Here is a 26,082-nt window from a genome sequence, read left to right as displayed (position 1 = left end):
CCCGGATCATGGACGACTGGGGGCAGTAATCATGCCGGGTCTGGCTGGCTAACACCCCATTATAAGGGGTACGAATAAAGTAACGGGGACTTGCAGGCTGGCAGCGCGATGACCTGCTATTAGAAGAAGGTGCAGTAGAGCTGCCGGAAGGAGAGTTTAACGCCGCGTTTAATCCTGAAGCAGTGGTGAAAGTAACCGATGTGTTATTGGCAAGCCATGAAAATACGGCGCAAATTATTGATGCCCGCCCGGCTGCACGTTTTAACGCAGAAGTTGATGAACCTCGCCCAGGTTTACGTCGCGGACATATTCCCGGAGCATTGAACGTTCCGTGGACGGAACTGGTGCGCGAAGGCGAACTAAAAACGACCGATGAACTGGATGCGATATTTTTTGGTCGCGGCGTCAGCTATGACAAACCGATTATCGTCAGCTGCGGCTCTGGTGTAACGGCAGCCGTGGTTTTGTTAGCACTCGCGACGCTGGATGTGCCAAACGTGAAACTGTACGACGGCGCATGGAGTGAATGGGGCGCGCGGGCAGATTTACCGGTTGAGCCAGTGAAATAAGTATTTTACAGGCAATAAAAAACCGCCGAATTTGGCGTTTTTTTATTGCTGGTCTGGTTCGCGGCCTTTCCAGCAGGTTGTATTACCGTAGTAATGCAAGCGCGTCTCAGCGGAGACAATACTCGCCAGTAACTCTCTTTTTGTCAAGCAAAAGAGAGTTATTATTGTTCTGTTAGTGTATTATCCACTGCGGCCCTTTCCGCCGTCTCGCAAGCGGGCGCTGGCTTAAGGAAAGGATGTTCCGCGACCGTTAGAGCAAGCGCGTCTCAGCGCTTGCTATCGCGGCAATATCGCCAGTGGTGCTGTCGTGATGCGGTCTTCGCATCACGACAGCACAATGAAGATACGGTGCTTCTGTATCGTACTTATTGTTTCTGGTGCGCTGTTTTCCCAAGTAAATAATAACCGGAGTCTCTCCGGCGACAATTTACTGGTGGTTAACAACCTTCAGAGCAGCAAGTAAGCCCGAATGCCGCCCTTTAGGGCGGCATATTTTAGATTATCCGGTTTTGTTTAAAGTCACGCAAAAAACCACCCCAGCGACGTTCATAGAATGGCGCAATATGTTCGGTAATAAAGTGGCTAATTCCTTTTTCCCCTTTTTTCACCTGACAAATATCGATTGGTTCATCGCCAGGTAATGTATCGGTCGCTACACTTCCCGTCGCCTGAATAATTTCTTCGATATCACCATCGGCTTCAATGCCAATAAGTAAATTAGGCTGTGCCTCTTCGTTCTCTTTAATTGAACAAATAAAAGCACGCTTCACCGGCTTAATGGTTTTAAATAAGGTGGTGAGTGAATCAATCATTTGTGCTGGCGGCTCTGCGACTTCCGATAATATCAGCGATTCACCGCCTTCCAGGATTTCCTGGCTGCTCAGCGGATTTCCCTCTTCACCAATCAACAAACTGATTTCACGCGGCATAAATTCTTTACCGGTCGGCAGTTTGGCATTAAGGAAGAGCGTTTCGCCAAGGGTCATCTCAAACAATGTGCGAACGGGCATTACGACAAATGCCTGTTCGTCTTCAACCGCCTGTTGAAGCGCTTCTAACGAGGTGAAAAAAGGAATGACGCTGGTGCCGTCTTCTTTTTCCCAGTGCTGTAAATCAAGCGCACAATCTTCAACCACAGCCTCGCCCTGCGCCGCCGTACCAGGCACCCAGACGGTGGATTCCAGTAGAGTACGGAAAAAGGCCGGGCGGTGCGCCGGTTCGGTTGCTGCTTTTTCCAGCAGGTCTTCAAGTTCGTTTTTTGTTTCGGACATAAGAACCACAATTCATTCAACGTTCGGGGCGCAAATGCCTGATGCGCTACGCTTATCAGGCCTACAAGGGATTCGCAATTTGTTGAATTTGCAGAATTTGTAGGCCGGATAAGGCGTTTACGCCGCATCCGGCATATTAGTTTACGCCGTTAACAGATTAGCTATCGTGCGCACACCAAGTCCCGTAGCGCCCGCAGACCACTGTTCAACCGGCGCTTTACGGTAAGTCGCCGAGCAGTCGATATGCAGCCAGCCTTGCTGATAGTTCTCAACAAAGTGCGACAGGAAGCCCGCCGCCGTGCTCGCGCCTGCCGGATACGCCGCGCTTCCGGTATTGTTCAGTTCGGCAAAGTTAGACGGCAGCTGGCTGCGGTGGAATTCCGCCAGCGGCAGACGCCAGAATGGTTCGTTCTCTTGTGAGGCACTCGCCAGTAAACGACCGGCAAGCGCATCGTCAAAACTGAACAGCGCGTGATAATCATTACCCAGCGCAGTTTTCGCCGCCCCGGTGAGGGTCGCCGCATCAATGATCATTTCCGGTTTCTGCGCACTGGCATCAATCAGACCATCGGCAAGCACCAGACGCCCTTCGGCATCAGTGTTCATCACTTCAACTTTTTTACCGTTGCGATAAGTGATGATATCGCCCAGCTTGAACGCATTGCCGCTAATCAGGTTATCCGCACAGCAGAGGAACAGCTTCACGCGCTTGTTCAGTCCGCGCGTAATGGCAAATGCCAGCGCCCCGGTAACCGTTGCCGCGCCGCCCATGTCCGACTTCATCGAGTCCATAAACGCAGTCTGTTTGATGCTGTAGCCGCCGGAGTCAAAAGTGATACCTTTACCTACCAGGCACGCGTACACCGGTGCTTCTTTATCGCCAGTTGGGTTGTAATCCAGCGCCAGCAATACCGGAGAACGTTCTGAACCGCGCCCGACAGTGTGCAGCCCCATATAACCTTGCTCACGCAGATCTTCGCCTTTGGTGATCCGATAAGTCACACGATCGCCCGCGACGTTGCTGATCAGATCAACAGCACGCTGTGCCAGTTGCGATGGTCCCAATTCTTCTGCCGGTGCGTTGATGGTGTCACGCACCCAGTCGATGATCATCAGGCGGTTATCCAGTTCCTGGCGCTGGGCATCGTCCAGATCCGGCCACTCCACTTTACGCGTGCCTTTCGGGCCTTTATAACCTTGCCAGAATGCCCAGCAGCGATCCGCATCCCAGCCTTCACCGCTTAACTGAACATGCTTGATGCCCAGACCGTCAATCTTGCGGGCCGCACGCTGGATCAGCCCCAGATCGTCTGCCCCGTTCAAATGCAGGGTAATGCCGTCATTATTAATGCTGTAAGTTGCTTTTTCTCCCCAGCGCGCGTCGGCAGGTTGGGTAGAGAGGGTAATCTTCATCGCTTCTGTCATTTTAGTTATCCTTATTCGTTTAACAGCAAAACGGGCTACCCCCAGGCAGCCCGTTCATTCACTCGGCTTCGTCCAGCCAGACTAACAAAATCGCTTCGAGGATTTTCTCGTTGGATGCCTGCGGGTCGTCGTCGAAATCTTCCAGATCGCAAATCCACTGATGCATATCGGTGAATCGAACCGTTTTCGGATCAAGATCGGGATACGCATCGTACAGTGCTTCGCCAATTTCGCGGCTATCGGTCCACTTAAGTCCCATACTAACCTCTGTTAATGCTCACGCGCATGGTTGATAGTGTAACGCGGGATTTCGACCACTAAATCTTCGTCGGTGACGCGCGCCTGGCAGCTTAAACGGCTTTCCGGCTCCAGTCCCCAGGCTTTGTCCAGCATGTCGTCTTCCTGCTCTGAGCTTTCCGGCAGTGAGTCAAAACCTTCACGAACGATGCAGTGGCAGGTGGTGCAAGCACAGGATTTTTCACAGGCGTGTTCAATCTCGATACCGTTACGCAGCGCTGCGTCGAGAATGGTTTCACCACTATTAGCTTCCAGAACAGCGCCATCAGGGCAGAGGTCCTGATGAGGCAAAATAACAATCTTTGGCATATTAAACCTCGTCCACGGAATGGCCTTTCAGCGCACGACGAACCGACTGGTCCATGCGGCGAGCGGCGAAATCCTGGGTTTGTTTGTCTACGTTTTTAATCGCTTGTTCGATGGCGTCAACATCATCGCCCTGCGCCACTTCACTCAGGTGAGCGGCAGCATTGTCAATGACCTGACGCTCTGCGGCGCTTAACAGCGCGGCATCAGCAGCCAGCGCGCCGTGCAGACTTTCCAGCACACGCGCCGCTTCTACTTTTTGTTCTGCCAGCATACGGGCTTTTACGTCCTGCTCGGCATAGCTCATTGAGTCTTTGATCATCGAAGCGATTTCGCTATCGGTCAGACCGTAAGACGGTTTGACCTGAATAGACGCCTCAACGCCGGTGGATTTCTCCATCGCCGTCACGCTCAAAAGACCGTCGGCATCGACCTGGAACGTCACGCGAATATGCGCACCGCCAGCCGGTAGCGCCGGAATACCACGCAGCGCAAAACGCGCCAGTGAGCGGCAGTCCTGCACCAGTTCGCGCTCACCCTGCATTACATGGATAGACATCGCCGTCTGACCATCTTTAAAGGTGGTGAAATCCTGAGCGCGGGCCACCGGAATAGTGGTATTACGCGGAATCACTTTCTCCACCAGGCCGCCCATCGTTTCGAGGCCCAGCGACAGTGGGATCACATCAAGCAGCAGCATTTCGCTGTCTGGCTTGTTACCCACCAGAATATCCGCCTGAATCGCCGCGCCAATAGCGACGACTTTATCCGGGTCGATGGAAGTCAGCGGTGGACGACCGAAAAATTCGCCTACCCGTTCACGCACCAGCGGCACGCGAGTAGAACCGCCCACCATCACCACTTCCAGCACTTCGTCAGCTTCTACACCCGCGTCTTTCAGCGCGCGACGACAAGCCAGTAAGGTTCGTTTTACCAGTGGCGCGATCAGTTCATTGAATTGTTCACGGCTGATTTCGCCCTGCCAGCCCGCAACGTTAACGGTCACGGAGTCCGCATCGCTCAGCGCGATTTTGGCTGCAATGGCGGCATCCAGCAGTTCACGCTGAACGCGGTTATCGCTACGATCAGGAATGTCCGCCTGCTCGCGAATGTAATCCGCCAGCAGATGGTCGAAATCATCGCCGCCGAGCGCGGAATCACCGCCGGTTGCCAGCACTTCAAACACGCCGCGACTTAAGCGCAGAATGGAAATATCAAACGTCCCGCCACCGAGGTCATAAACAGCGATCACGCCTTCCTGACCGGAATCCAGCCCGTAGGCGATAGCCGCAGCGGTCGGTTCGTTAAGTAAGCGCAGAACATGCAACCCCGCCAGACGCGCCGCGTCTTTGGTGCCCTGACGCTGGGCATCGTCAAAGTACGCCGGAACGGTGATAACTACACCATCCAGCTCGCCTGCCAGGGCTTCAGTTGCCCGCGCCGCCAGTGCTTTGAGGATGTCCGCAGAAACGCGCACCGGGTTCAGTAGCCCCGCCGCCGTTTCAATCATCGGCAGGCCGTTTTCGCTGGCCTGGAATTGATAAGGCAGATGCGGATAGCGTTGCTGGATATCAGCCAGCGAGCGCCCCATCAGGCGTTTAACAGAACTAATGGTGTTGGCGGTGTCAAGCGCTGCGTTAGTACGCGCGTCATAACCCACCGAATGCCCTTGCTGTTGATAGTGAACAACAGATGGCAGCAGGTGACGGCCTTCATGGTCGGCTAACGTTTCGGCCTGACCGCTGCGCACTGTCGCCACCAGCGAGTTGGTTGTGCCCAGGTCAATACCAGCCGCCAGACGACGCTGATGCGGCGCAGCACTCAAACCAGGTTCACTAATTTGTAATAAGGCCATGTTTAGCTTCCAGAAATTAAAAATCGAGCAGTTTTTCTTCGAGTTGTTCGGCACTGCTCCGCAGTTTATCGAGAAAACGCAGCTTACGCACCGTATCCGCCGCCGCGTCCCACGCCTCGTTGTCTAACTGTTCAACCATCAACTGATGGCGGGTATCAAACATCTTTTTCACACGTTTGATAAAGCTTTCCAGCCGCGCTTCATCTTTCGCCTGTTCGATCTCGTCCAGCTCTTCGCGCAGCTCCAACTGTTCCATCAGGAACGCGGTGTCGCGCACAGTATGCTGCTCGCTGGCGAGATCAAAACCGTGTAAAGAAAGCAAATATTCCGCGCGCATTAACGGATGACGCAGCGTTTGCCAGGCCTGGTTAATGGTTGCAGATTGCTGTACGGCGGCGAGTTGTTCCGCCAGGCTTCCGCTGGCGAATTTATCAGGATGATACTGACGTTGTAGATCCTGAAAACGCAGGCTCAGTGCCTGGGTATCGAGTTGATAACGGGCAGGCAAGCCAAAGAGGGTGAAGTAATCCATAACATTCTCAGGGCTGCGATCCGCCGCGATAACGGCGAATCAGGTAAAACAAACCCCACGCGCAGGCGACCACGGTGGGGTTATCGGTATGCGCATCAAACGTGGAAGCTTTCGCCGCAACCACACTCATCTTTAACGTTCGGGTTGGTGAATTTAAACCCTTCATTCAGGCCTTCTTTTACGAAGTCCAGCTGCGTACCGTCCAGAAATTGCAGGCTTTTGCCATCGACCACGACTTTCACGCCTTTGTCTTCAAACACGATGTCTTCCGGCGTCGGTTCGTCAACAAATTCCAGTACATAAGCCATACCTGAACATCCGGAGGTTCTCACGCCCAGACGCAGGCCAAACCCTTTGCCGCGGTTAGCCAGAAAGGTATTTACTCGCGCTGCTGCACTGTCGCTCAGTGTAATCGACATAACCAAACCTCAACTCTTATTTTGCTTCACGTTTGCTTTTATAGTCCGCAATGGCGGCTTTGATCGCGTCTTCTGCCAGAATAGAACAGTGAATTTTCACCGGCGGCAGTTCAAGTTCTTCAGCAATATCGGTGTTTTTGATCGCCTGCGCTTCGTCGAGAGACTTCCCTTTCACCCATTCGGTGACCAGGGAGCTGGAAGCGATAGCGGAACCGCAGCCGTAAGTTTTAAAACGCGCGTCTTCAATGATACCTTCATCGTTGACTTTAATCTGCAACTTCATTACGTCGCCACAGGCCGGTGCACCCACCATGCCGCTGCCGACGTTCTCGTCGTTGTTATCAAAGGAACCCACGTTACGCGGATTCTCGTAATGGTCGATAACTTTTTCGCTGTAAGCCATTATAAATTCTCCTGATTCCGATACCGATTAATGATGAGCCCATTCGATGCTGTTCAGATCCACGCCCTGCTTGTACATTTCCCACAGCGGAGAAAGGTCACGCAGACGACCGATGGATTTACGAACTAACTCGATGGTGTAGTCGATCTCTTCTTCAGTAGTAAAACGACCTAAAGAGAAACGGATAGAGCTATGTGCCAGCTCGTCGTTCAGCCCCAGCGCGCGCAGCACGTAGGACGGTTCGAGGCTTGCTGACGTACAGGCGGAACCTGAAGAAACTGCGAGGTCTTTCAGCGCCATAATCAGCGACTCACCTTCAACGTAGTTGAAGCTGACGTTGAGAATGTTCGGCGCACCGTGTTCCAGGTCACCGTTCAGGTAAACTTCTTCGATATCTTTGATGCCGTTCCACAGACGGTTACGCAGGCCGCGCAGACGTTCCATCTCGGTCGCCATCTCTTCTTTTGCGATGCGATAGGCTTCGCCCATTCCGACGATCTGGTGAACAGGCAGAGTGCCGGAACGCATACCGCGCTCGTGACCGCCGCCGTGCATTTGCGCTTCGATGCGTACACGCGGTTTACGACGCACATACAGCGCACCGATACCTTTCGGGCCATAGATTTTGTGACCGGAGAAAGACATCAGGTCAACTTTCAACTGGCTCAGGTCGATTGGCAGTTTGCCCACGCTCTGGGTTGCATCAACGTGATAGATAATGCCACGAGCACGGCACATTTCGCCGATAGCCGCGATATCCTGCACCACGCCGATTTCGTTATTTACGTGCATGATGGAAACAAGGATGGTGTCGTCACGCATCGCCGCTTCGAGTTCTTTCAGGTCGATAATACCGTTACGCTGCGGTGCCAGGTAGGTGACTTCGAAACCTTCGCGCTCCAGCTGACGGCAAGTATCCAGTACCGCTTTGTGTTCGGTTTTGCTGGTGATGATGTGCTTGCCTTTTTTCTGATAAAAGTTGGCTGCACCTTTGATCGCCAGGTTGTCAGATTCGGTTGCACCAGAGGTAAAGACGATTTCACGCGGATCAGCGCCGACCAGATCGGCAATCTGATTACGGGCGATATCTACCGCTTCTTCAGCCTGCCAGCCGAAACGGTGAGAACGAGAGGCCGGGTTACCAAAGGTTCCGTCCATCGTCATGAACTGCATCATTTTCTCGGCAACACGCGGGTCCACCGGCGTGGTTGCGGAGTAGTCGAGATAAATCGGTAATTTCATTGCTCTATAAACTCCGTACATCACTCAATGCAAGGAATCAGGCTACCGGCTGGATGTACGACCGTGTTTACGGAGTATTTAGCACTCCGGCCTGATTCTGAATTCTTTTTATTAAGCGCGTAACTTAACGTCGATCGCGTCTTGTGTGCGGGTGCGTGGCGCGTCGTGAGTATGCTGACGACCAGACACATCCAGCACTTCCTGGTTATTAACCAGTTCGCCTAAAGTAATGTTGTTGAGAAAACCGGTGAGACGGTCGCTCAAATCACGCCACAGCGCGTGGGTCAGGCATTTATCGCCGCCCTGGCAGCCGCCTTTACCCTGACAACGGGTGGCATCTACAGATTCGTCAACGGCGCTAATCACTTCGCCAACGGCGATGCTGCTGGCATCTTTGCCTAACAGATAACCACCGCCTGGTCCACGTACGCTGGAAACCAGACCATTTTTACGCAGACGGGAAAACAGTTGTTCCAGATAAGAAAGGGAAATTCCCTGACGTTCGGAAATATCAGCCAACGGTACCGGGCCCGCTTCAGAGTTGAGCGCAACGTCAAGCATTGCGGTCACGGCATAGCGCCCTTTAGATGTCAGTCTCATGTCTTACTTCACCTCAAACTCGCCCCTGCCCGGGGTTTTTTATTGTAAAAGTGGGGGTATTGCATAGCAGGGTCAAGTCTGACATTCCCGAGTAAATTGGTCAACTATTTACTTGACTGATTTAGTCGGGTATTTAACCTTCAGTGCCATTTTTTTATCGTGGCGTTTGTACCTGTTGTCGGATGCGGTGTGAACACCTTATCCGACCTACGATTCTGTACATTGTAGGCCTGATAAGACGCGTTAAGCGTCGCATCAGGCAACCACTGTTATTCGGCCTTGTTACCTTTATTCTGCTGCTCAATAGAAGCCAGAATCCCGCGCAGGATATTCAATTCCTGGCTTTCCGGGCGCGCACGGGTAAACAGACGGCGCAATTTATTCATCACCTGCCCCGGATGGTTTTCACGGATAAAACCGGTTGCCAGCAGCGTTTGTTCCAGATGACCATAAAAACGCTCCAGATCATCGACCAGCGGATACGGCGTCTCTTCATGCTCGACCTGCTCGCCATTTTCCTGAGTTGCCAGCCAGGCCATACGCACTTCATAGGCAATAACCTGAACCGCCATTGCCAGGTTCAGCGAACTGTATTCCGGGTTTGCCGCAATCGCGACATGATAATGGCATTTCTGCAACTCTTCATTGGTCAAGCCGACGCGCTCACGACCAAACACCAGCGCCACCGGGGTATTTGCCGCTTCAGCGACGCTTTTCAGACCGCATTCGCGCGGGTCGAGCATCGGCCACGGCAGCGTGCGGGAGCGTGCGCTGGTGCCCACCACCAGGCTACAACCGGCTAACGCTTCGTCGAGCGTATCGACGATGTGAGCATTACCAATCACATCGCTGGCCCCTGCAGCCAGGGCAATCGCCTGGGAGTCGGGTTTCACCAGTGGATTAACCAGCCACAGATTGGTTAATCCCATTGTTTTCATGGCACGGGCAACAGAACCCATATTGCCGGTGTGTGACGTCTCCACCAGCACAATTCGAATATTTTGCAGCATTGTCTTTCTTCATCTAAAGATTATTCACGCATCTTATCATAAAACGAAGACAGATGCCGATCTCGCTGCTATACTCTGCGCCGTTTTCCCGTTCTTTAACATCCAGTGAGAGAGACTGATGCATCCGATGCTGAACATCGCCGTGCGCGCAGCGCGCAAGGCGGGTAATTTAATTGCCAAAAACTATGAAACCCCGGACGCTGTAGAAGCGAGCCAGAAAGGCAGTAACGATTTCGTGACCAACGTAGATAAAGCTGCCGAAGCGGTGATTATCGACACGATTCGTAAATCTTACCCACAGCACACCATCATCACCGAAGAAAGCGGTGAACTTGAAGGTACTGATCAGGATGTTCAATGGGTTATCGATCCACTGGATGGTACTACCAACTTTATCAAACGTCTGCCGCACTTCGCGGTATCTATCGCCGTTCGTATCAAAGGCCGCACCGAAGTTGCTGTGGTATACGATCCTATGCGTAACGAACTGTTCACCGCCACTCGCGGTCAGGGCGCACAGCTGAACGGCTACCGTCTGCGCGGTAGCACCGCTCGCGATCTCGACGGTACCATTCTGGCGACCGGCTTCCCGTTCAAAGCAAAACAGTACGCCACTACCTACATCAACATCGTCGGCAAGCTGTTCAACGAATGTGCAGACTTCCGTCGTACCGGTTCTGCGGCGCTGGATCTGGCTTACGTCGCTGCGGGTCGTGTTGACGGTTTCTTTGAAATCGGTCTGCGTCCGTGGGATTTCGCGGCAGGCGATCTGCTGGTTCGTGAAGCGGGCGGCATCGTCAGCGACTTCACCGGTGGTCATAACTATATGCTGACCGGTAACATCGTTGCTGGTAACCCGCGTGTTGTGAAAGCCATACTGGCGAACATGCGTGACGAGTTAAGCGACGCTCTGAAGCGTTAATGACTCAGGCGGGTGATATCACTCACCCGCCCTCGCCTTTCAGGCGCTATTCCGAAATACTTCCTCACCGCTTTACTTTCTTTCGTCACTCTCCCACCATCTTTCCCCGATTAATGGATGATAAAGAAGTCGCAAGGAAAGGTTATGGCACTGCCAGTGAACAAACGCGTTCCCAAAATTCTGTTTATTCTCTTTGTTGTTGCCTTCTGCGTTTATTTAGTGCTGCGCGTTGCCATCAACTTCTTCTATTATCCTGACGATAAAATTTACGGTCCCGACCCCTGGTCGGCGGAATCCGTCGAATTTACGGCTAAGGACGGTACTCGTCTGCAAGGCTGGTTTATTCCTTCTTCGACGGGCCCTGCTGACAACGCCATCGCAACCATCATTCATGCTCACGGCAATGCCGGAAATATGTCCGCCCACTGGCCGCTGGTCAGTTGGTTACCTGAGCGTAATTTCAACGTTTTTATGTTTGATTATCGCGGGTTTGGTAAATCAAAAGGCACTCCGTCCCAGGCCGGATTGCTGGACGATACGCAAAGCGCCATCAATGTGGTGCGCCATCGCAGTGATGTAAACCCACAACGGCTGGTGCTGTTCGGGCAGAGTATTGGCGGGGCGAATATTCTTGCTGTTATTGGTCAGGGTGATCGTGAAGGCATACGTGCGGTGATCCTCGACTCCACATTTGCCTCTTATGCAACCATCGCCAACCAGATGCTCCCCGGCAGTGGCTACTTACTTGATGAGAGTTACAGCGGCGAAAATTACATCGCCAGCGTCAGCCCGATCCCGCTTTTACTCATTCACGGTAAAGCCGATCACGTTATCCCATGGCAGCACAGCGAAAAGTTGTATAGCCTGGCAAAAGAGCCAAAACGGTTGATCCTAATCCCGGATGGCGAACACATTGATGCTTTTTCCGATCGTCACGGCAATGTTTATCGCGAACAGATGGTGGACTTTATCCTTAGCGCGTTGAATCCGCAGAACTAACCCATGATCGCTAGCACGATAATCATTCACAAAACCACCTTAAGACATGCTAATCCACTGGTCAGAACAGTTTAAAATGAGAAAAATTCTGTGACGCTTGCCAACATTTCTGATGATTAGCATTCCCTTCGCCATTTCCCTGAGCAAACTTTAGCTATTCTTATCAATTATGCTTATGGGAGATCTACAGATGATGCCTACGCTTGCTCCACCATCTGTCCTTTCGGCTCCCCAGCGCCGCTGCCAGATCTTGCTGACGCTCTTTCAGCCGGGGTTGACCGCCACCATGGCAACCTTCAGCGAGCTTAATGGTGTGGATGATGATATTGCCAGTCTTGATATCAGCGAAACAGGACGGGAGATCCTGCGCTATCATCAACTCACACTGACGACTGGTTATGACGGTAGCTACCGGGTTGAAGGTACAGTGCTTAACCAACGTTTGTGTTTATTTCACTGGCTACGACGTGGTTTCCGTCTGTGTCCGTCATTTATTACCAGCCAATTCACCCCCGCCCTGAAGAGTGAACTGAAGCGGCGCGGAATTGCGCGTAACTTTTACGACGATACCAATCTACAAGCGTTAGTGAATCTCTGCTCCCGACGGCTGCAAAAACGCTTTGAATCGCGCGATATTCATTTCCTGTGTCTGTATCTGCAATATTGTTTGCTGCAGCACCACGCTGGAATTACGCCTCAGTTTAATCCGCTCCAACGTCGCTGGGCGGAATCCTGCCTTGAATTTCAGGTAGCGCAGGAAATTGGACGCCACTGGCAGCGTCGGGCGCTCCAGCATGTACCGCCTGATGAGCCACTGTTTATGGCATTACTTTTTTCCATGTTGCGGGTTCCCGATCCACTGCGGGATGCGCATCAGCGGGACAGACAATTGCGTCAGTCTATCAAACGTCTGGTAAACCATTTTCGTGAGCTGGGAAATGTTCGTTTTTATGATGAACAGGGGTTATGTGATCAGCTTTATATCCACCTCGCCCAGGCGTTAAATCGCAGTTTGTTTGCCATCGGTATTGATAATACCCTGCCGGAAGAGTTCGCCAGACTGTATCCACGCCTGGTACGCATCACCCGCGCGGCGCTGGCCGGATTTGAAAGTGAATACGGCGTCCATCTTTCTGATGAGGAAAGTGGTCTGGTCGCGGTGATTTTCGGTGCCTGGCTAATGCAGGAAAACGATCTGCATGAAAAACAGATTATTCTACTGACCGGGAATGATAGCGAGCGAGAAGCGCAGATTGAGCAGCAGTTACGCGAACTAACGTTACTGCCGCTCAACATTAAGCATATGTCGGTAAAGGCATTTTTGCAGACAGGCGCTCCGCGTGGCGCGGCACTGATTATTGCGCCTTATACCATGCCGTTACCGCTCTTTTCACCACCGCTGATCTATACGGACCTGACGCTGACAACACCTCAACAGGAGCAGATCCGCAAAATGCTCGAATCAGCATGAGGGAACAACTTTCGGGCGCAAAAACATTGCCGGAAGCGCCACCAGCGCCATTACCCAGAACACACCGTGGCCCAGATATTGATACAGGAAACCGGCGAAAACGGTCATGATAGCGATACTGCCGCCCATCGCGACGGCAGAGTAAACCGCCTGTAAACGGATGACTTCGCTAACCTGGCGAGCAGCAATATAACGCATGGCGGCCAGGTGGCAGACCGTGAAGGTGCCGCAATGCAGAATTTGCACCACTATCAACCACGGCAACGCCGTAGTTGCTCCCATAATGCCCCAGCGCACTACGCCGCAAATCGCCGAGATCAACAGCATATCGCGAGCACTACAACGGCGGAAAAGTTTATTACTCAGCGCAAAGATAATGACTTCCGCCACCACGCCCAGCGACCACAAATACCCCACCGCCGAGGCCGAGTAGCCAGCTGCCTGCCAGTAAATGGCGCTAAAACCGTAATAGGCCGCATGTGCCCCCTGCAATAAACAAACGCAGGCCAGAAAGCGCCAGTTCTGGCGAACCAGCGCCAACCACGCAGACCAACCGGTGCTCTCCTGCTGGCGGCTTGCCCCTTGTGGCTGAATCGTCGGACGGATGAGAAAGCCGAGCAGCATGGATGCCACGCCCAACGTCAACAGCACGAGGATCACCCGATAATCAAACATAGTGACCAGTTTGCCCGTCAGCGCCGAGCCAATGACAAACGCCACCGAGCCCCACAGTCGCACTTTGCCGTAATCAAGCGGGAACTGCTTTTGCCACGTATTCGCCAGTGCATCGGTCAACGGTACCAGCGGTGAGAAAAAGAGGTTAAAGCCAATCATCACCAGCATCAGCCACGCTACGTGCGCCCCCGCCCAGAAGGCGACAGCAAAGAGAAGTGGCAGCAGTGCCAGCACGCGCAAGGCGGAAATCAGGCGGGAAGGATCGCTGACGCGGGGCGCGATGAGCAAACTCCCGAGAAAACGGGCAACCAGACCTGCCCCCAATAACAGGCCGATGGTTTCTGGCGTTAAACCAATCCCTTTAAGCCAGACGCTCCAGAAAGGTAAAAAAATGCCGTAACTAAAAAAGTATGTGAAATAGCCGAGCGCCAACCAGCGCGTGGATTGCAAAACCATGAGTCCCTCCCGTCAGGAGGCGTTAGTCTGGGGTTAATCGAATGTTGGTGCAAGTTGAAAAATAAGAATATTCGAGCCTGCTTCCCGATGTCTGTAACGCCAGTTCACAAGCACTAAAAAACTGCGATCCGCGGCGCATGTTGCAAAAATAATGCGTAATTATGCCGTTACGCTTGCCAAACGTTCCTGCACAATGGCGATGAAATCGCGTAATGCCGGCTTCATCTCCCCTTTCTTCCACGCCATCAGTAAAGCAATGGAAGGCACATTTCCGGCAATGGGACGAAAAACAACCTGCCCGGTATTAAAATTATTCATATAACCGGGTATCAAAGTGACGCCCAGCCCCATGCCCACCAGATTCATGGTCACCAGAATATTCGTTGCCACCTGGACGATATTTGGCTGGCTGTTTTCTTGCGCAAACCACGCTTTAACGATCGGCGCAAGCGAACCGGAATACGCCGGATCGGTACTGACGAAATTCACGCCATCCAGTTGCGCGGCGGTGATCTCTTTTTCATGTGCTAAAGGGTGATCAACCGGTAACACCACCACTAATGGTTCGTCAAAAAGCTCCAGATAATCAATCTCCGGGCTATAAACAGGATGGCGCATTAAGCCGACGTCGAGTTCACCACGGCGAATTTTTTCCTCCTGTTGCGTGGTGATTAAACTCACCAGCTCAATCAAGGTGTCTGGCTGTCTGAGACGAAACATCGGTAATACTTTTGGCAATAAATTCACTTCCGCCGATGGCACAAAGCCAATGGTTAATTGTCTGTCTTCCTGAACAATTTTCCGCGCCCGTAATTTGGCATTTTCCGCTTGTTCGAGGATTGCCAGCGCGTCCTGGAGAAAACATTCTCCCGCCGCCGTCAACGCGACTTTGCGCTTATCCCTCACCAGTAACGGAACACCGACACAGTTTTCAAGATCGCGGATCTGGCTGCTTAACGAAGGCTGTGAGGTATGCAGTTTTTCCGCCGCACGGGTAAAGTTCAGTGCCTGCGCCACTGCGACGAAATAGCGTAAATGCCGTAGTTCCATCACCTTCCCCTTGTTATCGAAAAAACGTCTCAGCTGGTAGAAATTAACTATTTCACATATTAGCAACCAACCAGCAACATCCTTATGGCACAAAAATAGAAGGTCAATACATCTTATCTTTCAGGATTAAAAAATATGACCACACCCTCAGATTTGAACATTTACCAACTGATTGACACCCAAAACGGTCGGGTCACTCCGCGTATTTATACCGACCCGGACATTTACCAACTGGAGCTTGAGCGTATTTTCGGTCGTTGCTGGCTATTTCTCGCCCACGAAAGCCAGATCCCAAAACCCGGTGATTTCTTTAACACCTACATGGGAGAAGATGCAGTTGTCGTGGTGCGCCAGAAAGACGGCAGCATCAAGGCGTTTCTTAACCAATGCCGCCACCGGGCCATGCGTGTGAGTTATGCAGATTGTGGCAACACTCGCGCCTTTACCTGCCCGTATCACGGCTGGTCTTATGGCATTAACGGCGAGTTGATCGATGTACCGCTGGAACCTCGCGCCTACCCACAAGGGTTGTGTAAATCCCACTGGGGGCTAAACGAAGTTCCTTGTGTGGAGAGTTATAAAGGACTGATTTTTGGCAACTGGGATACCAGCGCACCGGGCCTGCATGATTACCTGGGTGACATTGCCTGGTATCTGGATGGCATGCTGGATCGTCGCGAAGGCGGCACCGAAATTGTCGGCGGCGTACAAAAGTGGGTGATCAACTGTAACTGGAAATTCCCGGCAGAGCAGTTCGCCAGTGACCAGTATCATGCTCTGTTCAGCCATGCTTCTGCCGTTCAGGTATTAGGGGCGAAAGATGATGGCAGCGATAAGCGCCTCGGTGATGGACAAACCGCCCGCCCGGTGTGGGAAACCGCCAAAGATGCGCTGCAATTTGGTCAGGACGGTCACGGTAGCGGTTTCTTCTTTACTGAAAAACCGGATGCTAATGTCTGGGTCGATGGCGCAGTTTCAAGCTATTACCGCGAAACCTATGCCGAAGCAGAACAACGTTTAGGTGAAGTTCGCGCCCTGCGCCTGGCGGGTCATAACAATATATTCCCCACGCTTTCATGGCTAAACGGCACTGCCACACTCCGCGTCTGGCATCCGCGCGGCCCTGATCAAGTTGAAGTGTGGGCGTTCTGTATTACTGACAAAGCCGCCTCCGATGAAGTTAAAGCCGCTTTTGAAAACAGCGCCACTCGTGCTTTTGGTCCTGCTGGTTTTCTCGAGCAGGATGACTCGGAGAACTGGTGTGAAATCCAGAAATTGCTTAAAGGCCACCGCGCCCGCAACAGCAAACTGTGTCTGGAAATGGGGCTTGGTCAGGAAAAGCGCCGCGACGACGGCATTCCTGGCATTACTAACTATATCTTTTCAGAAACTGCCGCTCGTGGAATGTACCAACGCTGGGCCGATCTTCTGAGTAGCGAAAGCTGGCAGGAAGTGCTCGATAAAACCGCCGCTTACCAGCAGGAGGTGATGAAATGAGTGCGCAAGTTTCACTGGAGTTACATCACCGCATTAGCCAGTTTCTCTTTCACGAAGCCAGTCTGCTGGATGACTGGAAATTTCGTGACTGGTTGGCACAGCTCGACGAAGAGATTCGTTACACCATGCGCACCACGGTTAACGCGCAAACACGCGACCGTCGCAAAGGCGTCCAGCCGCCGACGACCTGGATTTTCAATGACACCAAAGACCAGCTGGAGCGGCGAATCGCCCGTCTGGAAACGGGCATGGCCTGGGCAGAAGAGCCGCCGTCACGCACTCGTCACTTAATCAGCAACTGCCAGGTAAGCGAAACCGACATCCCAAACGTATTTGCCGTGAGGGTGAATTATCTACTTTATCGGGCACAAAAAGAGCGCGATGAAACATTCTATGTTGGAACGCGTTTCGACAAAGTTCGCCGTCTGGAAGATGACAACTGGCGCTTGCTGGAACGGGATATCGTCCTGGATCAAGCGGTGATCACTTCCCATAACCTGAGTGTACTGTTCTGATGAATCGAATTTATGCGTGTCCCGTTGCGGATGTGCCGGAGGGTGAGGCTCTCCGGATAGATACCTCGCCCGTCATCGCCTTGTTCAACGTGGGCGGCGAGTTTTATGCCATTAACGATCGTTGCAGCCATGGTAATGCGTCGATGTCAGAAGGGTATCTGGAAGATGACGCCACGGTGGAGTGCCCGCTACACGCCGCCAGTTTTTGCCTGAAAACGGGGAAAGCGTTATGCCTGCCCGCCACCGATCCGCTCACCACTTATCCAGTACACGTTGAAGGTGGTGACATTTTCATCGACTTACCGGAGGCGCAGCCATGAGCGATCTGCATAACGAGTCCATTTTTATTACCGGCGGCGGATCGGGATTAGGGCTGGCGCTGGTCGAGCGATTTATCGAAGAAGGCGCGCAGGTTGCCGCGCTGGAACTGTCGGCGGCAAAAGTCGCCAGTCTGCGTCAGCGATTTGGCGAACATATTCTGGCGGTGGAAGGTAACGTGACCTGTTATGCCGATTATCAACGCGCGGTCGATCAGATCCTGACTCGTTCCGGCAAGCTGGATTGTTTTATCGGCAATGCAGGCATCTGGGATCACAATGCCTCACTGGTTAATACTCCCGCAGAGACGCTCGAAACCGGCTTCCACGAGCTGTTTAACGTCAACGTACTCGGTTACCTGCTGGGCGCAAAAGCCTGCGCTCCGGCGTTAATCGCCAGTGAAGGCAGCATGATTTTCACACTGTCAAATGCCGCCTGGTATCCTGGCGGCGGTGGCCCGCTGTACACCACCAGTAAACATGCCGCAACCGGACTTATTCGCCAACTGGCTTATGAACTGGCACCGAAAGTGCGGGTGAATGGCGTCGGCCCGTGTGGTATGGCCAGCGACCTGCGCGGCCCACAGGCGCTCGGGCAAAGTGAAACCTCGATAATGCAGTCTCTGACGCCGGAGAAAATTGCCGCCATTTTACCGCTGCAATTTTTCCCGCAACCGGCGGATTTTACGGGGCCGTATGTGATGTTGGCATCGCGGCGCAATAATCGCGCATTAAGCGGTGTGATGATCAACGCTGATGCGGGTTTAGCGATTCGCGGCATTCGCCACGTAGCGGCTGGGCTGGATCTTTAAGGAAGCACGATGAAAGAAAAAACGATCATTATTGTCGGTGGCGGGCAAGCGGCGGCAATGGCTGCGGCCTCGCTACGCCAGCAAGGGTTCACCGGTGAGCTGCATCTGTTTTCCGATGAGCGACATCTTCCTTATGAACGACCTCCACTCTCGAAATCCATGTTGCTGGAAGATTCCCCGCAGTTACAGCAGGTGTTACCCGCTAACTGGTGGCAGGAAAACAATGTTCATCTGCATTCCGGTGTAACCATCAAAACGCTGGGTCGCGACACACGAGAGTTAGTGTTAACCAACGGCGAAAGCTGGCACTGGGATCAGCTTTTTATAGCAACCGGCGCGGCAGCTCGACCGCTGCCGTTGCTTGATGCACTGGGAGAACGCTGCTTTACCCTACACCATGCCGGTGATGCCGCCAGACTGCGAGAAGTTCTGCAGCCCGAACGGTCAGTCGTGATTGTCGGTGCCGGAACTATTGGTCTGGAACTGGCTGCCAGCGCCACGCAGCGCAGATGTAAGGTGACAGTGATTGAACTGGCGGCAACCGTCATGGGCCGTAATGCACCACCGCCCGTGCAACGCTATCTTTTACAGCGCCATCAGCAGGCTGGTGTGCGCATTCTGCTCAATAATGCCATTGAACATGTGGTCGATGGTGAAAAAGTAGAACTGACGCTGCAAAGTGGGGAAACGCTTCAGGCTGATGTGGTGATTTACGGTATTAGTATCAGCGCCAACGAGCAACTGGCTCGCGAGGCCAACCTTGATACTGCCAATGGCATTGTCATTGATGAGGCTTGCCGCACCTGCGATCCCGCGATCTTTGCCGGTGGCGATGTGGCAATCACTCGTCTTGATAATGGTGCACTACACCGCTGCGAAAGCTGGGAAAACGCCAATAACCAGGCGCAAATTGCCGCTGCCGCAATGTTAGGGCTACCGCTACCGCTACTGCCGCCGCCGTGGTTCTGGAGCGATCAGTACAGTGATAACTTACAGTTTATTGGCGATATGCGTGGCGATGACTAGCTTTGTCGTGGCAACCCAGAAACTCAGAAGGCGATTTGGTTTAATCTGCAAAACGGCGTGCTTATCGGTGCGGTCACGCTGAATCAGGGGCGTGAGATTCGCCCAATTCGCAAATGGATCCAGAGCGGCAAAACGTTTGATGCGAAACTGCTGATAGATGAGAACATCGCGCTTAAATCACTGTAACCAGGATAATTAGCGAATATCTCAATGCCTGGGGCGTGGCGAGGTGCAAGAGTGTGTATTACGTTTAAATCACATTATCTTGCAAAGGGATTGGTTATGAACACACTACGTTATTTTGATTTTGGAGCTGCCCGCCCCGTTTTGTTATTAATTGCCCGTATCGCCGTGGTCTTAATTTTCATTATTTTTGGTTTTCCCAAAATGATGGGCTTTGACGGTACGGTCCAATATATGGCCTCGTTGGGCGCGCCAATGCCGATGCTGGCAGCGATTATTGCGGTAGTTATGGAAGTGCCCGCCGCGATATTAATCGTGCTTGGCTTTTTCACCCGTCCGCTGGCGGTGCTGTTTATTTTCTACACGCTGGGTACGGCGGTGATTGGTCACCATTACTGGGATATGACCGGCGATGCGGTTGGGCCAAATATGATTAATTTCTGGAAGAATGTCAGTATCGCTGGCGCGTTCTTGCTATTGGCAATTACCGGACCGGGGGCAATTTCTCTCGATCGGCGTTAGGAAAGATGCCGGATGCGGCGTGAACGCCTTATCCGGCATTTTATAAATTACAGCCACTCTACCCGCAACGACATCTCTGAGGTTGTTGATTCCCCTGGTGCTAGCGCAATGAGATCACCCCCTTCCGGGCGATGATGATCATCCGGCGCATGGCTCATCGGTTCCAGACAGAAGAAATCAAACGCATATCCTTTATCAAACGCAGGGTCGGAAACAAAGATGAAATAACACGGTGCAGGTGGCGTCGTTTCCATGATGATGGCATAACCTTCCTGCGGCTGCTCGATGCGGGCCTGACCATTCCATCCGGCAAAACCATTGTTCACCCACTGACGCGGCAACGGCGCGAGCTGGTTAAAATCCAGTTCCTGCGGTAGCTGCTCGCAAAACTCACCCGCCAGCCACTGCTCCCGTTCCAGCCAGTAACCGCTCGCCTGCGCCTGAATCCGCGTTTGTGGTGACAACGGAAAATAAGGATGCCAGCCGGTACCAAATGGCAGCGTCTCTGCCCCTTGATTGGTGACAGAGAGCGTCACCGTCAGCGTATCCGCCGTTAAATGAAACGCCTGACTTACCCGATAGTGATAGACACCGCTGCGATGTTCATACACCAGACACAAACTATCATCGCTGTGCGAGACACATTGCCACTCGCCCAGCCAGCCATCGCCGTGTAGATAGTGCGCATCCCACTCAACATTCGGTTGCAGTTGATACTCACGCCCCTGCCAGACAAAACGGTTGCCGCTCACCCGGTTTGCAAATGGCACCAGCGGAAAACATGAGGCATCGGTTGCCACACCGCTTTTTTTACCAGGACGTAAGAGCGGCGTCGTATCGCGCCAGAAGCCTTCGATTACGCCGCCCTGGTCAGAAACGTCCAGCTTTAGCGACCCGTGGGATAAGGTATAGATGGTCATCCGCTAACTCCTTAATCCGGGAAGTTAATCACAACTTTCCCGCATTTGCCGCTCGCCATCAGCACATAGGCATCACCTGCCTGTTCTAGCGAGAAGCGATGGGTAATGGCGTTACGCGGCCACAGCTTCCAGTCAGTCAAATCGTGGGCGCATTTTTCCATATGGAACAGACTGGTCACCCAGGAGCCGATAATCCGCCGTTGATGGTGCATCAGATCAGCGCTGACCTCGAATTCCACTTTTCCGGTTTCACCAATGTAAACCACCCGCCCCCAGTCAGCAGTGGATTGCAGTGCCAGCAAGCGACCTGCGGCATTACCGGAACAATCGAGCGCAACATCCGCGCCACCGTGGGTAAGTTCAGCAATTATCTGCGGCAGACCTTCGGTGGTTGCTAAATAGCCGTGATCCATCCCCCCTAACTGTTTTGCCATCGCCAGACGTTCCGGCAGCATATCAACGCCGATGATCCGTTTTGCACCGCGACCTTTCGCCAGCATCATCGCCATCATGCCGACCGCCCCCAGACCGACCACCAGCACGTTATCGCTGCCGGAAACTTCGCCGCGCAAAATCCCTTCATAGGCCGTGCCAACGCCGCAACTGATAAACGCACCATCTTCGTAGCTCAGCGCATCCGGCAGGAGGATCAGATCTTTTTCTTCCGCCAGCAGATATTCGGCATGACCGCCGTCACGCTGCCAGCCGTAAGCCGCTTTTCCTTTGCCAGTACAAGAGATAGGAAAGCCGCGGCGGCAGTTCGGGCAAAAACCACAGCCAGAAATGTGATACACCAGCACGCGGTCGCCCTCTTTAAAATGGCGGTAGCCTTGCCCCATCGCCACAATCTGCCCGCACGGTTCATGACCGTTGATAAATCCCTGGTATAACGGTTTATCGGGTGCCGCCGCCGTGGCACGGTGTTGATGATAGATATAGTGGACATCGCTTCCGCAAATCCCGGAGGATTTCATTTTGATCAGTACCTGGTTAATCCCCGGCGTCGGCACCGCAACTTCCCGCAGATCGACGGTTGAATTTCCTGGTAAATAAGCTGCCAGCATCGTTTTCATAAATCCCTCATTAACAATACGATTAATTTTCATCCCTGCCGCACCCGCGCCAGGGGCGTTAAGGTTTAGCGTTTCGCTTTACTGCTTCGCTGGGTCAGCAAGATATTCGCCAGCACCGCCACCACGATGATGACGCCGCGTACCACCTGCTGGAAAAAGGAGTTAATACCGAGCAGCACCAGACCGTTACCGATTAGCGTAATCACCAGCACACCAAGCAATGTACCGAACAGGGAACCGCGACCGCCGGAAAGTGCCGTACCGCCGACCACGACCGCGGCGATGACGTCAAACTCCAGACCGTTTGCGGCACCTGCGTTACCGGAACCGAGGCGTGCCGCCAACAAAATGCCGGTCACCGCCGCTAATAATCCCGAAAGGGTAAAGATAAGAATGCGCACTCGACGAACGTTAATACCGCACAACTGCGCCGCCGTGGCATTACCGCCAACGGCAAAAACCGAGCGCCCGAAGGCGGTTTTTCGGCTAATGAACACAAACAGCGCAAACAACACCATCATGATCAGCGCGGATACTGGCACACCGAGAAATTGTCCGCCCAGCCAGTCCAGCACCTCGTTTTCGTCAATCGGCACTGGCTGTGCGTTGGTCATAAACAGCCCCATTCCGCGCAGAGCGCTCCACAGCCCCAGTGTGGCAACGAAACTTGGTACGTTAAACACGCCGCGCAGCACCCCGGCGAGCGTTCCCATCAGCGCGCCTAACAGCAACACCAGCAGACAAGCAATCGCCAACGGAACTTCAAATTGCAGCAAAAATGCCAGGCACACCGAGACAAAAGCCACCATCGGCCCAACGCTGACATCAATTTCACCGGAGATAATAATCAGCGTCATCGCCCAGGCGGCAATCCCAATGGTGGCGGCATCGCGCAGCACGTTCATCTGGTTATTCAATGAGATAAAGCCAGGCGCGTTCAGGGAGAAGACCAGATAAAGAATGGCAATCACCACCAGCAAACCGATCTCATTAATATGGCGACTGACAAATTGTTTGAGCGAGACGCTCTTGCCCTGCGGCAATGGTAATGACGAAGCAGACATCTTCAGGTTCCTCGGTAAAATTCATCAGTGCACAGACAGAATGGCGGACATCAGCTCATCCACATTGACCGGCGAGTGAAACTCCTGCGAGAACGTGCCGTGCTGTAATAACAGGATGCGGTCACACACCAGCGGCAATTCCTCCACTTCACTGGAGATAAACACCACGCTTTTTCCTTCGGCAGCCAGCTCACGGACAATACGGTAAATCTGCTGTTTGGCTTCGATATCGACGCCGCGCGTTGGCTCGTCGAGCAACAAAATCTGGCTGGCGGCATAGACCCAACGACCGATCACCACTTTTTGCTGATTGCCACCAGAAAGCGTGCCGATGGGTGTTTCGCTACTGGCAGCCTTGACCGTCATCCGCTGCATCACCTCTTCGGTCAGGCGGCGGATGGTGGACCATTGCAGCACACCGTTGGTGCTGATTTTTTGCCGATTGGTCAGCACTGTATTTTCGTCAACGCCCAGCCAGGGAATGATCCCCGCTTCTTTGCGGTTTTCTGGCGTATAGCCAATGCCGCGTTTCAGCATGTCGCCGTAATCGGGGCGCATGATTTTCTCGCCGTTGATAACAATTTCGCCCTGTTCATACGTCTCCAGCCCAACAATCGCCTTCAGCAATTCACTGCGCCCTGCCCCCAGCAGGCCAGCAATGCCAAGCACTTCGCCACGACGTAGCGTAAAGCTGATATCCTCCAGCTTGGGCTTATGGCGTAACGCACGGACTTCCAGTACGGCCTGATCCACAATTTCCTGAGGGGCAACCGGCGCAATATCAACGTGATCACGCCCTAGCATTAGCGACACAATATGATGCGTGGAGGTGTTTTCGAGCATCACATCGCCCGCCACCTGACCATCGCGCATAACGGTGGCACAGGAGGCAATGCGGCGGATTTCTTCCATCCGGTGGCTGACATAAATCACCGCCACGCCCAGTGCCGACATCTTTTTCACCGCACTGATCACCAGTTCAACTTCTGCACTGGCAAGCGAGCTGGTGGGTTCATCAAGAATGACCACGCGCGGCTCGCCCTTCATCACCCGTGCAATTTCCACCAGTTGCTTTTGCGCCGGGCTTAGCGTTGAAACAAGTTGTTCAGGACTAACGTCAACGCCCAGCGCCTGTAAGCAACGTTGGGCATCCTGCGCCATTTGCAGGTAATCAATCATGCCGTTGCGGCGAGGCCATTGACCAAGGCAGAGATTTTCTGCCACCGTCAGCCCTTCCACCAGACTTAATTCCTGATAAACCGCACGAACCCCCAGTTCAGCGGCACGGCGAGTCAACGTAGCTTCGTCACCTTCCAGTCGCGTCTCGCCAATCCAGATATCACCGCTATCCGGGCGTTCGCTGCCGGTAAGCATTCGAATGAGAGTCGATTTGCCCGCGCCGTTTTTACCTAACAGCGCACGAACTTCGCCTTTATTGAGCGTGAAGTTAACGTTATCCAGCGCAACGACGCCGGGGTAACGCTTATTTCCTGCCACCACTTTTGCTACCGGGACTGCCTCTGTTGCCGTGAACATAGGGACCTCTGCGAATCAGCGATTAGGGCAGACCATCAACGTGCGTTGCCAGCCACTGTTTACCATCTTCCGTTTTGGTATAGAGATCGATTGGCACCTGAATCACTTTTTCACCGTCGGCTTGTTTATTGATAACCTTCAATGTTTGCGCGAAAACAGCATTGCCCATTTTCTTACCGGAAATATCCACTACCGCTTTCAGCACCTGATTGTTTTCCAGCTCCTGAGCAATTTCGGTTGTCATATCCGAACCGAAAACAGCAATTTTTCCGGCCTAATTTTGATTACGTACCGCTTTTACCGCGCCGAGTGTCGCACCGCCCGACTCCCCCATAATGGCGTTGAGATCCGGCGTGGAGATAATCAGTTTTTCACCAACGGAAATCGCTTTATCTAAAACAGTCCCTTCTTGGTTAGCGACAATTTGCGCGCCGGGAACGCGGGATTTTAATACTTCTTCAAATCCTTTACGTCGCTGCACACAAACTTCAAAGGCTTCGCAATTGATGACGGCAATTTTCGGCTGGTCAATTTTATTGGCAATAAAATAATCGGCGGCAGCGTTACCCAGTTTTTTACCAAATTCCAGTGGATCGCCGACCAGATACGCCGAGACATATTTATCGACACCCTTTTGATTAATACAGGTGTTGTAGCAAATCACCGGAATACCCGCTTCACTGGCGCGACGAACGGTACGGCTACTGCCATTTTCAGACACTGCCGATAAAATAATGGCATCGACATTACGCGCCACGAGGGTATCAACAAAGGTACTTTCTTTCGAAATATCCCCCTGGGCGTTAGTTTCAATTAACTGTACCTGTACTGAAGAATCTTTTGCCGCATCCTGAACGCCCTGACGCACTCCAGCGTAATATCCCTGGGTATCAAGGTATATTGCACCAATGGTCATTTCTTTATCCGCAGCCCTGGCAAATAGTGCGCTACCTAATAGCGTAGCCATTAATAATAGATTACGGGTTGTTCTCATTTTTTTAGGCATAGTGCCTCCTGTAGGGTTTTTATTAACAACGGATTATTCTAATTATTTTGTGATGAGCGGCAGCGCGTGCCGCTCAAATATTACAGTTAATAGGGTTTAGTGAACGTAG

The 26,082-nt window shown here is 52.8% G+C and carries 26 protein-coding genes and 3 pseudogenes; 11 read left to right on the top strand and 18 right to left on the bottom strand.

Annotated elements, in window-relative coordinates:
- Window positions 1-86: 86 nt before the first annotated feature.
- Both sseA and timP read left to right on the top strand, forming a co-directional pair.
- Window positions 87-569 (top strand): annotated as a pseudogene (gene sseA / locus ACUU1I_RS10270) (3-mercaptopyruvate sulfurtransferase); the annotation flags it as partial.
- A 337-nt stretch (window positions 570-906) separates the two neighbouring features.
- Entirely contained in the window at window positions 907-1,032 is a 126-nt protein-coding gene (gene timP / locus ACUU1I_RS10265; RefSeq protein WP_001385884.1) for a small toxic inner membrane protein TimP, read from the top strand.
- A 31-nt stretch (window positions 1,033-1,063) separates the two neighbouring features.
- On the opposite strand, the gene sseB is transcribed toward timP, so the two are convergent.
- From sseB to trmJ, 11 genes are all read right to left on the bottom strand, one after another.
- Window positions 1,064-1,840, bottom strand: a complete 777-nt coding sequence (sseB, locus tag ACUU1I_RS10260) for an enhanced serine sensitivity protein SseB (protein WP_005070355.1) — start codon at window positions 1,838-1,840, stop codon at window positions 1,064-1,066.
- Window positions 1,841-1,981: 141 nt separating this feature from the next.
- Entirely contained in the window at window positions 1,982-3,265 is a 1,284-nt protein-coding gene (gene pepB, locus ACUU1I_RS10255; RefSeq protein ID WP_000133600.1) for an aminopeptidase PepB, read from the bottom strand.
- 58 nt (window positions 3,266-3,323) lie between these two features.
- Complete coding sequence (gene iscX, locus ACUU1I_RS10250; protein WP_000523616.1) at window positions 3,324-3,524, bottom strand: Fe-S cluster assembly protein IscX; 201 nt, start codon at window positions 3,522-3,524, stop codon at window positions 3,324-3,326.
- Between the two features lie 11 nt (window positions 3,525-3,535).
- Window positions 3,536-3,871, bottom strand: coding sequence for an ISC system 2Fe-2S type ferredoxin (fdx, locus tag ACUU1I_RS10245; protein ID WP_001124469.1), 336 nt, complete (start codon window positions 3,869-3,871; stop codon window positions 3,536-3,538).
- A gap of 1 nt (window position 3,872) precedes the next feature.
- Window positions 3,873-5,723, bottom strand: coding sequence for a Fe-S protein assembly chaperone HscA (hscA, locus tag ACUU1I_RS10240; RefSeq protein WP_001196599.1), 1,851 nt, complete (start codon window positions 5,721-5,723; stop codon window positions 3,873-3,875).
- A gap of 16 nt (window positions 5,724-5,739) precedes the next feature.
- Window positions 5,740-6,255, bottom strand: coding sequence for a co-chaperone HscB (gene hscB, locus ACUU1I_RS10235; protein WP_000384405.1), 516 nt, complete (start codon window positions 6,253-6,255; stop codon window positions 5,740-5,742).
- Between the two features lie 95 nt (window positions 6,256-6,350).
- Window positions 6,351-6,674, bottom strand: a complete 324-nt coding sequence (gene iscA, locus ACUU1I_RS10230; protein ID WP_000028953.1) for an iron-sulfur cluster assembly protein IscA — start codon at window positions 6,672-6,674, stop codon at window positions 6,351-6,353.
- Window positions 6,675-6,690: 16 nt separating this feature from the next.
- Window positions 6,691-7,077, bottom strand: coding sequence for a Fe-S cluster assembly scaffold IscU (gene iscU / locus ACUU1I_RS10225; RefSeq protein WP_000331707.1), 387 nt, complete (start codon window positions 7,075-7,077; stop codon window positions 6,691-6,693).
- A 27-nt stretch (window positions 7,078-7,104) separates the two neighbouring features.
- Entirely contained in the window at window positions 7,105-8,319 is a 1,215-nt protein-coding gene (gene iscS / locus ACUU1I_RS10220; RefSeq protein ID WP_001295373.1) for a cysteine desulfurase, read from the bottom strand.
- A 111-nt stretch (window positions 8,320-8,430) separates the two neighbouring features.
- Window positions 8,431-8,919, bottom strand: a complete 489-nt coding sequence (gene iscR / locus ACUU1I_RS10215; RefSeq protein WP_001241357.1) for a Fe-S cluster assembly transcriptional regulator IscR — start codon at window positions 8,917-8,919, stop codon at window positions 8,431-8,433.
- Between the two features lie 269 nt (window positions 8,920-9,188).
- The gene (gene trmJ, locus ACUU1I_RS10210; protein WP_000940019.1) at window positions 9,189-9,929 is read right to left on the bottom strand and encodes a tRNA (cytosine(32)/uridine(32)-2'-O)-methyltransferase TrmJ; all 741 of its coding nucleotides are present in this window, start codon (window positions 9,927-9,929) and stop codon (window positions 9,189-9,191) included.
- A gap of 118 nt (window positions 9,930-10,047) precedes the next feature.
- On the opposite strand from trmJ, the gene suhB reads away from it, so the two are divergent.
- The 3 genes from suhB to csiE all read left to right on the top strand — a co-directional run bounded on the left by suhB (window position 10,048) and on the right by csiE (window position 13,321).
- A complete protein-coding gene (suhB, locus tag ACUU1I_RS10205; RefSeq protein ID WP_000553447.1) occupies window positions 10,048-10,851 on the top strand; it encodes an inositol-1-monophosphatase in 804 nt (267 codons plus the stop codon).
- A gap of 144 nt (window positions 10,852-10,995) precedes the next feature.
- Window positions 10,996-11,850 (top strand): alpha/beta hydrolase, encoded by an 855-nt coding sequence (locus ACUU1I_RS10200; RefSeq protein WP_005070368.1) that lies wholly within the window; start codon window positions 10,996-10,998, stop codon window positions 11,848-11,850.
- Window positions 11,851-12,040: 190 nt separating this feature from the next.
- Window positions 12,041-13,321, top strand: a complete 1,281-nt coding sequence (gene csiE, locus ACUU1I_RS10195; RefSeq protein ID WP_000982983.1) for a stationary phase inducible protein CsiE — start codon at window positions 12,041-12,043, stop codon at window positions 13,319-13,321.
- Here csiE and ACUU1I_RS10190 read toward each other — a convergent pair.
- Both ACUU1I_RS10190 and hcaR read right to left on the bottom strand, forming a co-directional pair.
- On the bottom strand, window positions 13,313-14,452 hold the full coding sequence (locus tag ACUU1I_RS10190) for a 3-phenylpropionate MFS transporter (RefSeq protein ID WP_000244177.1): 1,140 nt from the start codon (window positions 14,450-14,452) through the stop codon (window positions 13,313-13,315). The two genes, csiE and ACUU1I_RS10190, sit on opposite strands and share 9 nt — an antisense overlap.
- Before the next feature lie 159 nt (window positions 14,453-14,611).
- Window positions 14,612-15,502 (bottom strand): DNA-binding transcriptional regulator HcaR, encoded by an 891-nt coding sequence (gene hcaR / locus ACUU1I_RS10185; RefSeq protein ID WP_000423257.1) that lies wholly within the window; start codon window positions 15,500-15,502, stop codon window positions 14,612-14,614.
- Between the two features lie 135 nt (window positions 15,503-15,637).
- Between hcaR and hcaE the strand changes: the two genes are divergently transcribed.
- The 6 genes and pseudogenes from hcaE (at window position 15,638) to ACUU1I_RS10155 (ending at window position 20,374) form a co-directional block, all read left to right on the top strand.
- Window positions 15,638-16,999 (top strand): 3-phenylpropionate/cinnamic acid dioxygenase subunit alpha, encoded by a 1,362-nt coding sequence (gene hcaE, locus ACUU1I_RS10180; protein ID WP_000211165.1) that lies wholly within the window; start codon window positions 15,638-15,640, stop codon window positions 16,997-16,999.
- Window positions 16,996-17,514 (top strand): 3-phenylpropionate/cinnamic acid dioxygenase subunit beta, encoded by a 519-nt coding sequence (hcaF, locus tag ACUU1I_RS10175; RefSeq protein WP_001276076.1) that lies wholly within the window; start codon window positions 16,996-16,998, stop codon window positions 17,512-17,514. Before hcaE ends, hcaF begins: the two co-directional genes overlap by 4 nt.
- Window positions 17,514-17,834 (top strand): bifunctional 3-phenylpropionate/cinnamic acid dioxygenase ferredoxin subunit, encoded by a 321-nt coding sequence (locus ACUU1I_RS10170; RefSeq protein WP_001080102.1) that lies wholly within the window; start codon window positions 17,514-17,516, stop codon window positions 17,832-17,834. Before hcaF ends, ACUU1I_RS10170 begins: the two co-directional genes overlap by 1 nt.
- Complete coding sequence (gene hcaB / locus ACUU1I_RS10165; protein WP_001281365.1) at window positions 17,831-18,643, top strand: 3-phenylpropionate-dihydrodiol/cinnamic acid-dihydrodiol dehydrogenase; 813 nt, start codon at window positions 17,831-17,833, stop codon at window positions 18,641-18,643. The genes ACUU1I_RS10170 and hcaB overlap by 4 nt, the downstream gene beginning before the upstream one ends.
- Window positions 18,644-18,652: 9 nt before the next feature.
- Window positions 18,653-19,855, top strand: a pseudogene (gene hcaD, locus ACUU1I_RS10160) (phenylpropionate dioxygenase ferredoxin reductase subunit).
- Between the two features lie 96 nt (window positions 19,856-19,951).
- Complete coding sequence (locus tag ACUU1I_RS10155; RefSeq protein ID WP_001094726.1) at window positions 19,952-20,374, top strand: DoxX family protein; 423 nt, start codon at window positions 19,952-19,954, stop codon at window positions 20,372-20,374.
- A gap of 47 nt (window positions 20,375-20,421) precedes the next feature.
- On the opposite strand, the gene ACUU1I_RS10150 is transcribed toward ACUU1I_RS10155, so the two are convergent.
- From ACUU1I_RS10150 to ACUU1I_RS10130, 5 genes and pseudogenes are all read right to left on the bottom strand, one after another.
- On the bottom strand, window positions 20,422-21,294 hold the full coding sequence (locus tag ACUU1I_RS10150) for an aldose 1-epimerase (protein WP_000158541.1): 873 nt from the start codon (window positions 21,292-21,294) through the stop codon (window positions 20,422-20,424).
- Window positions 21,295-21,305: 11 nt separating this feature from the next.
- Window positions 21,306-22,400, bottom strand: a complete 1,095-nt coding sequence (locus ACUU1I_RS10145; protein WP_000700826.1) for a zinc-dependent alcohol dehydrogenase family protein — start codon at window positions 22,398-22,400, stop codon at window positions 21,306-21,308.
- A gap of 32 nt (window positions 22,401-22,432) precedes the next feature.
- Window positions 22,433-23,431: an ABC transporter permease gene (locus tag ACUU1I_RS10140; RefSeq protein WP_001276668.1), complete on the bottom strand. Its 999-nt coding sequence runs from the start codon at window positions 23,429-23,431 to the stop codon at window positions 22,433-22,435.
- A gap of 24 nt (window positions 23,432-23,455) precedes the next feature.
- Window positions 23,456-24,967, bottom strand: coding sequence for a sugar ABC transporter ATP-binding protein (locus ACUU1I_RS10135; RefSeq protein WP_000493473.1), 1,512 nt, complete (start codon window positions 24,965-24,967; stop codon window positions 23,456-23,458).
- Window positions 24,968-24,989: 22 nt separating this feature from the next.
- A pseudogene (locus ACUU1I_RS10130) lies at window positions 24,990-25,973 on the bottom strand (substrate-binding domain-containing protein).
- Window positions 25,974-26,082 lie beyond the last annotated feature (109 nt).

It is taken from the genome of Shigella sp. SIG3 (assembly GCF_053555855.1).
This window is presented reverse-complemented; position numbering and strand designations above follow the sequence as displayed.